Genomic DNA, 13,150 nt, shown 5'->3' with positions numbered 1-13,150 from the left:
CCGTCCATATGCGGGCCCGTGGTCCGCATGGACGGCGGGGACCGGCACCTTACATCTCCCAGCGCACGCTCACAGCGAACGTGCGCGGCAGGCCGGCGCCGGCGTTGGACCAGTACTTCCGGTTGGCCAGGTTCTCGACGCTGGCGCGCACGGTCACCGGGTGGCCGGAGGCGAGCAGGCGATAGCCGATGCCGGCATTGACCAATGTGTAGTCGGGCAGCTTCAGGGTGTTGTCGGCGTCATACCAGACATCGCCGTAGTAGCGCACGGCGGCGTAGGTCTCCAGCCCATCAACCCATGGCAGTTGGTAGGTGGCATGAAGTACCCCGCTCCAGCGCGCAGCACCGGCGGTACGGTTACCTTCCTGTGCGGCGCTGGTCGGGGACAGCTTGTCGTAGGTCGGGTCAAGCCAGGTGACGCCACCGCCGATGCTCAGTGCATCGTTGAGGTGCAGGTCGGCACTGGCTTCGATGCCTTCGTACAGTGTGATGCCGTCCTGAACCAGGCGCTTGCCGGCAGGTGTGAGTTCATCGATGTTGGCGCCACGCTCCAGCCGGAACGCCGCCACGTTCGCATTCCAGCGTGTCGCCTCGACCTTCGCACCGATCTCGTACTGCTTGCTGATGGTCGGGTCGAGCACGTCGCCGGCGTTGACGTAGCTGTTGCCTACGCGGTTGCCTGCTTCCAGCGATTCGATGTAGCTGGCGTAGAGGGTGACCGCCTCGCTGGGCTTGAACATCACGGCGTAGGTCGGGGTGACCGGGTAGGTGTGGTAGCGGCCCTTGGTCTCATAGTCGTTGTAGCGCCAACCCGCCAGTGCCGACCAGCCGCTGCCGAGATCGACGGTATCGCTTGCGAACACCGCCTGCTGCACGGTCTCGTCGCCACGGGTCATCACCCGTGAACCGACAGCGTCATGGCGGATGGCGTGGCGCTGGTAAAGGTTGGCGCGGCCGATCAGGTTCCATTCGTAGGGGCGGTCCCAGCCCAGTCCGGTCTGGTGGCTGATGCCCGCCACCACCTGATGCTGCAGGGGGCCGGTGCGGAAGCTGCCCTGCAGCATCGCCTGGGCCAGCTTCCACTCGCTCTTGCCGCCCAGCTCGTAGACATTGACGTCATAGTCACCGTTGGGCGAGTCGATGTAGGCGAAGATCTTGTTGACGTCATTCCATGAGGTGGTGACGCCGTAACTCAGGCTGGCTTTCCAGTCGTTGTTGATCTGCCAGTTCAAGCCGGTCGACAGCAGGCTGGATCGGGTGTCGTAGTAGGTGCCGGGAACACTGTTGTCGGCATCCCCGGCAATCGGTCGCGGCAACGATGTCACGCCACGGAAGTAGTACTGCGGCGATTCCTCGCGCAGTTCGCGTGATTGGAACACGCCGTCGAAGGTCCAGATCAATGCATCGCTCAGGCGTGCGTCCAGCGACAGTGCGCCCACCTTGCGATCGACGTGGCCACCATTGAAGGTCTCGCCCTTTTCCTCGAAAGCATTGAAGCGGTAGCCGAACATCTGCTCGTTGCCGAAGCGGCCGCCAACGTCGATGCCGCCGCTGACGATGCCCTGTTCGCGCCAGCCGAGCTGGGCGGAGAACGTGGGTGTGTCGGTCGGCTTCTTGGTGATGTAGTTGACGATGCCGCCTGGAGTGCCGAAGCCATACAGGAAGCCGCCCGGCCCCTTCATCAGATTGACCTGCTCCATCACCTCCAGCGGCCACTCGGTACCCCACGAGGAAACCTGCAGGCCATTGACCCGATAGCTGTCGTAGTTCAGTTCCAGTCCGCGGTTGCGGATCGGCGAGCTCCAGCCGCTGGCATAGGCACTGACCTGGGTGCTGACCGAAGGGTCGAGCAGGAAGGCTTCGCCCAGTGACACCACCTGGCGCTGCTCGATCTGCTCGCGGCCCACGACGGTGATCGCAAACGGGGTATCGCGCAGGGCGCGATCGCCAAGGGCGCCGGTGTCGGCGTGGGTGCGTTCGGCGGTGACCTTGACCGCATCCAGCTCGGTGGTACTGCGGTTGCGATTGGCGCGCTCTGGTGTGGATTGGGCATGCGCGGCACAGGCCAGCGAGAGGGAGACGGCAAGCAGGGCCGGGCGGCAGAGTGGGTGCAGGAGCATGGTTCAGTCATCCTCGGCGAACGGCCACGCGCCATCCGCCCACATGTGGGGGAAAGTTTGATGGCTGGGATCACGCAGGCTTGCCGGAGAGGGCAGCGGGGCGCCGCGAAGGGGCGCAGGACCATGGCTGGATGGGAATTGTTCTCTTTTCGTTATGGCACGTCAAACCCACCAGCGTGCGGACCAACGGTCCGCACCCACCGTCCGCGCCCACGGTAGTGCCGGCCGCTGGCCGGCAGATCCAATCAGGCCCGCTGCGCGCGCTTGAGCAGCTTCGCTTCGCGCTTGCGTGCGCGGCGTGCGCGCCAGCGCTCGGCCAGGCACGAGAAGATCACGTACAGCGCCGGCGTGCTGAGCAGGGTCAGGCTCTGCGAGAACAGCAGGCCGCCGATCATCGCGATACCCAGAGGGCGGCGCAGCTCGGACCCTTCACCCAGGCCGATCGCCAGCGGCACGGCCGCCAGGATCGCGACCATCGTGGTCATCATGATCGGGCGGAAGCGCACGATGCTGGCCTCGCGTGCGGCATCGCGCGGCGCCAGCCCATGCTCGCGCTGCGCCACCAGTGCGAAGTCGATCATCATGATCGCGTTCTTCTTGACGATACCGATCAGCAGCACCAGCGCGATCATCGAAATCACCGACAGCTCGGTGTTGGTGCCGAACAGCGCCAGCAGCGCACCGACGCCTGCCGCCGGCAGCGTGGACAGGATGGTGACCGGGTGGATCAGGCTCTCGTAGAGCATGCCCAGCACCAGGTACACGGTCAGGATCGCCGCCAGCACCAGGATCAGCATGTCGCTGGGGTCGGAGTTGAAGCCGAAGCCCGCATCGTCGGCCAGGCGGATGTCGCCGGGCATGCGCATGCCGGCCACGGTGGCATCGATGATCGCCTTGGCCTCACCCATGCTCACGTTGGGAGCCAGGTTGTAGCTGAGGTCCATCGTCGTGTACTGGTTTTCGTGGGTGATCTGCGAAGGGGCCAGGCCGGGCATCTGGGTAGCCACCGCGGTGATCGGCACCATGTCGCCGTTGCGCGCACGCACGTACACCTCATCCAGCGCCGACGGGGTGGCGGTCTGCGAGGGCAGGGCGTTGACCACCACGCTGTACTGGTTGATGTCCGAATAGATGGTGGAGATCTGGCGTTGGCCGAACGCACCGTACAGCGCGCCATCGATGGCACCTACCGTGATGCCCAGGCGCGCGGCCTTGGCGCGGTCGATCTGGATGTTCTGGCGCAGGCCGGCATTGTCCACGTCGGTACCGACGTCGCGCAGCTTCGGGTTCTTCTTCAGTTCCGCCTGCAGCTTGGGCAGCCATTCCTGCAATGCGGCCAGGTCATTGCCCTGCAGCGAAATGCGGTACTGCGCGCCCTGGCTGGACCCGCCGCCATCGTTGCTGGGCAGATCCTGGATCGCGCGCAGGCGCAGCTGCAGGTCCGGGTAGCGATCGGCCTTGGCACTGAGTCGCGCCAACGCATGTGCGGTGGTTTCGCGGCGGCCGTCGCTGCGTGACTTCAGCTCGATGTTGAACTGTGCGCTGGAGCCCTGGCGGCCGCTACCCAGGCGGACACCCACGGTCTTCACTGCCGGGTCGGCCATCAGCATGTCGGTGATGCGGCGCTGGCGGGCGACCATGTCCTCGAAGGAGACGGTGGCGCTGGAGTTGGCGCGGCCCCAGATCAGGCCGGTGTCCTGCGGCGGGAACGCACCCTTCTTCACCGCCCCGAACAGGAACACGGTGACGCCGATCAGGATCAACGGGGTGAGCGACATCAGCAGCGCGTGGCGCAGCGAGAAATCGAGGAACACGGTGTAGATGCGCAGCATGCGCTCGTGGCCGGCATCCAGCCAGCGGCCGAAGCGCGACGGTGGCGCGCTGTGGTCGTGCGCACTGAGGAAGCGGCTGCACAGCGCCGGGGTCAGCGTCAGCGAGACGATCATCGAGACCACAATGGCCGCGACCAGGGTGACGGTGAACTCGCGGAAGAACGCGCCCATCATGCCGCTGGCGAACAGCAGCGGGATGAACACCGCCACCAGCGAGGCAGTGATCGAGACGATGGTGAAGCCGATCTCGCGGGCGCCGGTCAGTGCCGCCTGCATGCGCGGCATGCCTTCGTCGAGGTGGCGCATGATGTTCTCGATCACCACGATCGCATCGTCCACCACGAAGCCGATCGCGATCACCAGCGCCAGCAGGCTCAGGTTGTTCAGGGTGAAGCCCATCACGTACATCACCAGCGCGGCACCGGCCAGCGACAGCGGCACGGTCACCGCGGCGATCAGCGTCGGTGCCAGCCGGCGCAGGAACAGCGCCATGGTCAGCACCACCATCGCCAGGCTGATCAGCAGGGTGATCTGCACTTCATGCAGCGACGAACGGATGGTCGGCGTACGGTCGAAGTACGGCGTCATCGTGGTGCCCGGCTGCAGGTAGTCGCGCAGGGTCGGGATCTGTGCCTTGACCCGGTCCACGGTCTCCACGATGTTGGCGCCGGCACGGGTGAACACGTACATCACCACCGCCGGTTTGTGGTCGAACCATGCGGCCTGGTAGGCATCCTGCTGGCCGTCGTAGACGTTGGCGATGTCCTTCAGGCGGATCACCCGGCCGTCGCCCTGGGTCTTGACCACCAGGTCGGCGAAGTCGGCGGCACGCGCGACCGAGTCGTTGGCGATGATCGCGGTGGTGGTGTTGCCATCGCTGAGGAAACCGGTGGGCGAGGTCACGTTGGCCGCGCGTACGGCGTTGCGCAGGTCATCGGCGGTCAGGCCCAGCGCGTTCATCAGGCGCAGGTTGACGTCCACGCGCACCGCCGGCGTCGAAGCGCCAGCGATGTCGACCGAAGCAACGCCGCTGATCTGGCGGATGCGCTGTGCCAGCAGCGAATCGGCGACGTTGTACAGCTCGTCGGCGGACTGCGTCTGCGAGGTCAACGCGATGGCGATCACCGGGTCGTCGTTCGGGTTCGCCTTCTGGTACATCGGCGAGCCCATGCCCGAGGGCAGGTCGGCCTGTGCCGAGTTGATCGCCGTCTGTACGTCCAGCGCCGCCGAATCGATGTTGTGGCCGCTCTGGAAGATCATGAACACCAGCGAGCTGCCTTCCGAGCTCGACGAGCGCATGCGGTCGATGCCCGGCAGCTGGCCGAGATGGCGTTCCAGCGGCGCGGTGACCGTGGAGGCCATGGTCGCCGCGTCGGCGCCGGACTGGCTGGCATGCACGAAGATCACCGGGATCTCGATGTTCGGCAGTGCCGACACGCCCAGCCGCAGGTAGCAGATCAGGCCGACCATGAACAGGCCGATGGCCAGCAGCGCGGTGCCGATCGGGCGGCGGATGAAGGGGCCGGACAGGTTCATCGTGCGGCCCCCCGCAGCAGCGGGGCGTGGATCATGCCTGCGGCTCCTGCAGCGAACCGTTGCGCAGCGCACGCTGTTCGCGGCGGCGGGCAAGCCACTCGGAGAAGCGTTCCATGTACAGGTAGATCACCGGCGTGGTGTACAGGGTCACCAGCTGCGACAGCAGCAGGCCGCCGACGATGGCGATGCCCAGCGGGCGGCGCAGCTCCGATCCGATGCCGGTGCCCAGTGCCAGCGGCAGCGCACCGAGCATGGCCGCGGCGGTGGTCATCATGATCGGGCGGAAACGCAGCAGGCAGGCACGGCGGATCGCCTCGTGCGCGTTGGCACCGGCGCGGCGCGCCTCGATCGCGAAGTCGACCATCATGATGCCGTTCTTCTTGACGATGCCGATCAGCAGCACGATGCCGACGATGCCGTCCACCGACAGGCTCAGGCCGCACAGCATCAGCGCCAGCAGCGCGCCGACACCGGCCGGCGGCAGCGTGGAGATGATCGTGATCGGGTGGATGTAGCTCTCGTACAGCACGCCCAGCACGATGTAGATCACCACCAGCGAGGCCAGCAGCAGCCACACCACATCGGTCTGGCTGCCGGTGAATTCGGCGGCCTTGCCGATGAACTCGGCATGCAGGTGGGTCGGCATGTCCAGGCTGTCCTTGGTCTCCTGGATCGCACGCACGGCCTCGGACAGCGAATAGCCCGGCGCCACGTTGAACGACACCGTCACCGCCGGCAGCTGCTGCTGGTGGCTGACCACCAGCGGCGCACTGCTGACCTTGCCTTCGGCCAGCGCCGACAGCGGGATGATGTTGCCGGCGCCGACGGTGATGCCGGTGTTCTGCGCGCCGATGCCGGTGGCGGTCGACGAGTTCGACGAGGTGACCTGGCCGAAGCTGGTGGCATTGGTGCCGGTCAGTGCGCCGGCACCGTTGGAGGCCACGGCCAGCTGTTCCATCAGCGCGGTGCTGGTGCGGAACTCCGGCGCCACTTCCAGCACCACGCGATACTGGTTGAGCTCGGTGAAGATGGTCGAGATCTGCCGCTGGCCGAACGCATCGTAGAGCGTGTCATCGATGGTCTGCATCGGCACGCCCAGCACGCTGGCCTTGTCGCGGTCGATGTTCAGCTCCAGGGCGCGGCCCTGGTTGGACAGGTTGTTGTCGACGTCCGCCAGTTCCGGGCGCTTGCGCAGCGCTTCGGTCAGGCGCGTGGCCTGGGTGGCCACCGTCGCCGAATCCACGTCCGACAGCGAGTACTGGTACTCGGTAGCGGCCACGCGGGTATCCAGGGTCACGTCCTGCACCGGCTTCAGGTACAGCGCCACGCCCGGAATGCCGGCCACTGCCCTCTGCAGGCGCGGCAGGATCTCGTCCAGGCCATCGCGCTGGCTGCGCTCCTTCAGCACGATCGACAGCTGGCCCTGGTTGAGCGTGGGGTTCATGCTGCCGGCACCGATGAACGCCGATACGCCGGTCACATCCGGATCGTGCCGCAGTGCCTCGGCCACCTGCTTGGTGCGCTGTTCCATCTGCGGGAAGGCGATGTTCTGGTCGGCCTGGACCACGCCGGTGATCAGGCCGGTGTCCTGCTCGGGCAGCAGGCCCTTGGGAATCAGCACGTACAGCAGGACGGTCAGCACCAGTGCGCCGCCGGCCACCGCCAGGGTCAGGCGCTGGTGGCCCAGCACCCAGTCCAGGCTGTGTGCGTACAGGCCGACGGTGCGCGTCCACAGGTTCTGCTTGCCGGCCGCCGCCGCACGCTCATGCGCGTCCTCGCCCTCGGGCAGGGCGTCGGGCTTGAGCAGGTAGGCGCACATCATCGGGGTGAGCGTCAGCGAGATCAGCATCGACAGCACCACGGCGATGCTCAGCACCCACGCGAACTCGTGGAACAGGCGGCCGGTGACGCCGGGCATCAGCAGCAGCGGCAGGAACACCGCCACCAGCGAGACCGTCAGCGACAGCACAGTGAAGCCGATCTGGCGCGCGCCGATCTCGGCCGCTTCCTTGCCACTCTTGCCCTGCTCGATGTAGCGCACGATGTTCTCGATCATCACGATCGCATCGTCGACCACGAAGCCGGTGGCCACCACCAGCGCCATCAGCGAGAGGTTGTCCAGCGACATGCCGGCGAAGGCCATCACCGCGAAGGTGCCGGCCAGCGACAACGGCACCGCCACTGACGGAATGATCGTGGCCCACAACCGGCGCAGGAACACGAAGATCACCGCCACCACCAGGCCGATGGTGAGGATCAGGGTGAACTGCACTTCATGCACCGACGCGCGGATGGTCTCGGTGCGGTCGTTGAAGATCTCCAGGTGCACGTCGGCCGGCAGCACGCCCTGCAGCTGCGGCAGGATCGCGCGGATGCGCTCGACGGTCTGCACGATGTTGGCACCGGGCTGGCGGCGCACTTCCAGCAGTACCGCCGGCTTGCCGTCGGCCCAGGCGGCCAGCTGGTCATTCTCCACGCCATCGATCACCTCGGCCACGTCCGACAGCCGCACCGGGCGGCCGTTCTTGTAGCTGATGATGGTGTCGCGGTACTCGGCGGCGCTGGCCAGCTGGTCGTTGGTGCCGATGCTGTAGGACTGCGTCTTGCCGTTCAACGAACCCTTCGGCGCATTGACGTTGGCCTGGGTCAGCGCGCTGCGCAGCTGCTCAAGGGTCAGGCCCATGTTCGACAGCTGCGCCGGGTTGACCTGGATGCGCACGGCCGGTCGCACATTGCCGGCGATCGAGACCAGACCCACGCCCTGCACCTGCGACAGGCGCTGGGCCAGGATGGAATCGGCGTAATTGTTGACGTCGCGCAGCGGGCGCGTGTCAGAGGTCAGTTTCAGGGTGACGATGGCCGCGTCGGCCGGGTTCACCCGGTTGTAGACCGGCTGGTAGGGCAGCGACGAGGGCAGGGTGGCCTGGCGGATCGCCGCCTGCACGTCCTGCGCGGCGATGTCGATGTCGCGGTCCATCGAGAACTGCAGGATGATCGTGGACAACCCGGCCGACGAATCGGAGGTCATCAGCTCCAGCCCGGAAATCTGCCCGAACTGGCGCTCCAGCGGCGTGGTGACCAGCGAGGCCATGGTGGTGGCGTTGGCGCCGGGGTACTGGGTGGTGACCACCAGGCTGGGCGCATCGATTTCCGGCAGTGCCGACACCGGCAGCTTGCGGTAACCGAGGATGCCCAGCAGCAACAGGCCCGCCATCAACAGCGAGGTGGCGATCGGGCGGCGGATGAAGATCGTCGAAAAGCCCACGGACTGATCCTTGCTGGCACTTCAATGTCGGCGCCGGCAGGGTCGCCGGCGCGAGGGAGATCAGTGGCCTGCGCTCAGCGCGGGCCACCACCGCGACGGCCACCGCCGCCTGCGTTCTTCTGCTCGGCCGCCTTCAGTTCGGCCTCGGTCGGTGCGGCCGGGGTCTCGCCCGGCTTCAGCGCGGTGACCTTGCTGCCTGGCTTCAGGCGGAACTGGCCTTCACTGACCACCCGCTCGCCGCCCTTCAGGCCTTCGGCGATCTGCACCTGGCTGTCGCCCACTTCCACGCCGCTGCGCACGGTCTGCATCTTTACCGTGTTGTCGCCCTGCACGATGTAGACGTACTCGCCGTCCGGGCCACGCAGCACCGCCTGGGTGGGGATGACCACGCCACCGCCGATCGTGCGCAGCTGCATGCGCACGTTGACGAACTGGCCCGGCCACAGGCCGTTGTCGGTGTTGTCGAACAGGGCACGCGCCTTGAAGGTGCCGCTGTCGGCACTGATCAGGTTGTCGACCACGTCGAGCTTGCCGTCGCCGGACAACACGTGCGAATCGGCACGGTCCAGCGCGGCCACCGGCACCGTACCGGCGGCCTGCGCCTGGCGCACGTCGCCGAGCTGGCGCTCGGGCAGGTTGAACAGTACGTGGATCGGATGGATCTGGGTCAGCGTGACCAGTGCGGTGCCGGCGTTGACCACGTTGCCCGCATCGACCGCACGGATGCCGGCGATGCCGGTGATCGGTGCGGTGACCTTGGTGTACTGCAGCTGCACCTGTGCCGAGCGCATGCTGGCCTCGTTCGCTGCGACCGCGCTTTCGTACTGTGCCACTTGGTTTCGCTGTGTATCCAGATCGGTCTTGGCGACGTACTGGCGATACTCCGGCGCGTTCGAGCGCTGGAAGTTGGAGCGCGCGGTGGCCAGCAGGGCTTCGTTCTGGCGCTTGGCCGCGGCGGCCTGGTCATAGCTGGCCTGGGCCGTGCGCGGATCGATCACCGCCAGCACATCGCCCTGCTTCACTTCCTGGCCTTCGCGGAAATTCAGGCTCATCAGCTGGCCGCCGACCTGCGGGCTGACGGTAACGGTGTTCATCGCGGTCACCGTGCCCAGCGCGCTGGCATACACCGGCACGTCCTGGCGCGTGGCATCCACCACGGTCACCGGTACGGGACCGGCATTCGGATCCTCGCCGCCCTGGCGCGCCCCCGCAGCCGCACCACCGGCCTTGTCCTTGCCCCCGCCCATGACGCGCAGGCCGACCACGGCCAGCACCAGCACTGCCACGACCAGCAGCACGATCTTCCAAACACGTGACATTACGAGGACTCCGAGAGGGCTGGACCAGGCGGGACGCCGGGGCAATGCGCAAAGCATACCTGTGCCACATCACGTTTCCTGCATGACGGATGGGACGGGCGCTAAGACCGGATCCAGCGCCGGAGGTTCCCGTGGCGGCGGTGTTGCCCTACATTCAGCTGGAACCCTTCTGCTGTGGAGATTGCGATGCGCCGTTCGCTGCTGCTGTCCGCCCTGCTGCTGGCCCTGCCGGCCCTTGCCTACGCCCAGGACGGGCAGCGCCCGGAGGTGACCGCCGCCGCGCAGCGGCTGCAGGCCAAGGTGGTCGAATGGCGCCGGGACTTCCATCAGCATCCTGAGTTGTCCAACCGCGAGGCGCGCACCTCGGCCGAGGTCGCCAAGCGCCTGCGCGCGATGGGCCTGAAGCCGAAGACCGGCATCGCCCATCACGGCGTGGTGGCGATCATCGAGGGCGGCAGGCCAGGCCCGAAGATCGCGCTGCGCGCCGACATGGACGCGTTGCCGGTGACCGAGCAGACCGGCCTGCCGTTCGCCTCGAAGGCCACTGACCAGTACCGCGGTCAGACCGTGGGCGTGATGCATGCCTGCGGCCATGACGCGCATACCGCCACCCTGCTCGGCGTGGCCGAAGCACTGGTGGCGATGAAGAAGGACCTGCCGGGTCAGGTGATGCTGATCTTCCAACCGGCCGAGGAGGGCGCACCGCCGCCGGAGGAGGGTGGTGCCGCGTTGATGCTCAAGGAAGGCCTGTTCGCTGATTTCAAGCCGGAAGCGGTGTTCGGCCTGCACGTGTTCTCCAGCGTGCAGGTAGGGCAGATCGCCGTGCGCGGCGGCCCGTTGATGGCCGCCTCGGACCGGTTCGGGATCAAGGTGATCGGGCGCCAGACGCACGGCTCGGCGCCGTGGAACGGTGTCGATCCGATCGTCGCCACCGCCGATCTGGTCGGCACCGCGCAGACCATCGTCAGCCGCCGCGCCAACCTGTCCAAGCAGCCGGCGGTGCTGACCTTCGGCGCGATCAACGGTGGCATCCGCTACAACATCATTCCCGATGAAGTGGAGATGGTCGGCACCATCCGCACCTTCGACGAAGGCATGCGCCAGCAGATCTTCGCCGACCTGCGCAACGTGGCCGAGCACACCGCTGCCGCGCACGGCGCGAAGGCGGTGACCGAGATCTACGAGGCCGATGGCAACCCGGCCACGGTGAACAACCCGGCACTGACCGCGAAGATGCTGCCGAGCCTGCAGGCGGTGGTGGGCAAGGACAACGTGTACGAGCCGCCGTTGCAGATGGGCGCGGAGGATTTCTCGCTGTACGCGAAGGAAGTGCCGGGCATGTTCTTCTTCGTCGGGTCCACCAGCGTTGGGATCGACCCGGCGACGGCGCCGGCCAACCATTCGCCGAAGTTCCTGCTGGATGAGAAGGCGTTGGATGTTGGATTCCGCGCGCTGCTGCAGGTGAGCCTGGATTACTTGAACGGTGCCGGCACTCCTGCTGGCTGAGGGTTTCCGGCAGGACTGCGCCCTGCACCCGTTTGAATCAACGGCAACGGCAACGTCAAAAGTGGGCATTCCTTGGGATGGCGGGGTGGGTCCGGTTGAGGGGGACGCCGTAAACCCATCCCTGGGGGCTTGGCCGCGGCATCCATGCCGCGGACTGATCTGGCCCCCCGTCCGCGGACGCCAAGAGGCGATACTTTGATCGCACTTGGAGGTCCCCTTATGTCCCGTATCACCCGTCGTAGCTACACCGATGAGTTCAAGCACCAAGCCGTGGAGTTGGCCGAGTCGCTCGGGCCTGCCGCAGCGGCCCGTCAGCTGGAGATGTCGGTCAAGACGCTGGCAAATTGGATTGACGCGGTCCGTGCTGGCCGGTCGTTGACCTCTGAGGCCCGCAGGCCGGCCACTGACCTGGAAAGCGAGATCAGCCGCCTTCGGGCCGAGAACGCCAATCTGAAGATGGAGCGGGAAATCCTAAAAAAAGCGGCGGCGTTCTTTGCCAGAGAGTCCAAGTGAGGTACGCCTTCGTCGCCAGTCAAAGGACTCGCTACCCGACCAGGTTGCTGTGTCGGCTTTTTGGGGTTTCTGTCTCTGGATTCCATGACTACCTGCGCCGCCAGTGTGCCCAAACGTGCGATGTCGATTCGGCCCTCCGTACCGAGCTTCGGGCCATCCATGTGGCCAGCAAACGCAGTTATGGGCGGCGTCGGCTGGTCAGGGCCTTACGAGCCAGGAATCATCCAGTTGGCCACAAGCGCGTGGCACGGTTAATGGCCGAGGAGCGAATCCAGGGCAAGACCAAAGGCCGATTCCGGCCCAAATCCTCCGGCGGCTCATCTCAGCTCGCCCCCAACCTGCTGGATCGGCAATTTGCCCCCGGAACCGGACCGACGGCGTGGGTCGGAGATATCACGTATGTCCCCACCCGCCAGGGATGGCTGCATCTGGCCGTGGTCATCAGCGTCCAGACCCGGCAGGTGCTGGGCTACAGCGTTTCCAGGCGCCTGACTGAAGAACTGGTAGTGAAAGCATTCGCCAATGCCTGGGCTCTGCATCCACAACGACCTGGCCTGATCTTCCATTCCGATCGTGGCGGGCAGTACTGGGGGAACGAGTTTCGCCAGCTGCTGCAGTCCCATGACGTGGTCCAAAGCATGAGCCGGCCTGGCAATTGCTGGGACAACGCCGTGGTCGAGAGCTTCTTTGCGACGCTCAAGACAGAAGAGGCTGCCGAGCCTTACGCCAGTAAGGAACAAGCCAGCCAGTCCATCGCTGCTTACATCCACGGCTTCTACAATCCAGCCCGGCTACACTCGGCGCTGGGCTACCACTCGCCTAACAACTACGCCCGGCAGCTCCGGGCTGCCGCCTGAAACGGCTTCATGGCGTCCGTTTTCAGGGGGCCAGATCAGACACCCCCTCAACCGGACCCACCCCGCCTTCGACAGTTTCCCGCGGCTGTTGGTGCCCGCTGCTGTTGGTGGGTGCCGACCGTTGGTCGGCACGGCGGACGTCATGAACGTCTGAAGGATCGGATTCTGATTTTGATTTTCTGATCTTTCCCGTGGTGGCGGCC

The 13,150-nt window shown here is 66.2% G+C and carries 7 protein-coding genes; 3 read left to right on the top strand and 4 right to left on the bottom strand.

Annotated elements, in window-relative coordinates:
• Positions 1 to 49 precede the first annotated feature (49 nt).
• From ACUZUJ_RS20065 to ACUZUJ_RS20050, 4 genes are all read right to left on the bottom strand, one after another.
• Positions 50 to 2,119, bottom strand: coding sequence for a TonB-dependent siderophore receptor (locus ACUZUJ_RS20065; protein ID WP_458220665.1), 2,070 nt, complete (start codon positions 2,117 to 2,119; stop codon positions 50 to 52).
• A gap of 245 nt (positions 2,120 to 2,364) precedes the next feature.
• Entirely contained in the window at positions 2,365 to 5,487 is a 3,123-nt protein-coding gene (locus ACUZUJ_RS20060) for an efflux RND transporter permease subunit (protein WP_049447274.1), read from the bottom strand.
• 31 nt (positions 5,488 to 5,518) lie between these two features.
• On the bottom strand, positions 5,519 to 8,752 hold the full coding sequence (locus ACUZUJ_RS20055) for an efflux RND transporter permease subunit (RefSeq protein WP_458220666.1): 3,234 nt from the start codon (positions 8,750 to 8,752) through the stop codon (positions 5,519 to 5,521).
• A gap of 74 nt (positions 8,753 to 8,826) precedes the next feature.
• Entirely contained in the window at positions 8,827 to 10,071 is a 1,245-nt protein-coding gene (locus ACUZUJ_RS20050) for an efflux RND transporter periplasmic adaptor subunit (RefSeq protein ID WP_049447277.1), read from the bottom strand.
• 186 nt (positions 10,072 to 10,257) lie between these two features.
• Between ACUZUJ_RS20050 and ACUZUJ_RS20045 the strand changes: the two genes are divergently transcribed.
• From ACUZUJ_RS20045 to ACUZUJ_RS20035, 3 genes are all read left to right on the top strand, one after another.
• On the top strand, positions 10,258 to 11,577 hold the full coding sequence (locus ACUZUJ_RS20045; protein ID WP_049447280.1) for a M20 family metallopeptidase: 1,320 nt from the start codon (positions 10,258 to 10,260) through the stop codon (positions 11,575 to 11,577).
• A 219-nt stretch (positions 11,578 to 11,796) separates the two neighbouring features.
• Positions 11,797 to 12,090 (top strand): transposase, encoded by a 294-nt coding sequence (locus ACUZUJ_RS20040; protein ID WP_087921478.1) that lies wholly within the window; start codon positions 11,797 to 11,799, stop codon positions 12,088 to 12,090.
• Positions 12,087 to 12,947, top strand: coding sequence for an IS3 family transposase (locus ACUZUJ_RS20035; protein WP_101764920.1), 861 nt, complete (start codon positions 12,087 to 12,089; stop codon positions 12,945 to 12,947). Before ACUZUJ_RS20040 ends, ACUZUJ_RS20035 begins: the two co-directional genes overlap by 4 nt.
• Positions 12,948 to 13,150: the final 203 nt, after the last annotated feature.

The sequence above is a fragment of the Stenotrophomonas sp. S4 genome (assembly GCF_054187805.2).
This window is presented reverse-complemented; position numbering and strand designations above follow the sequence as displayed.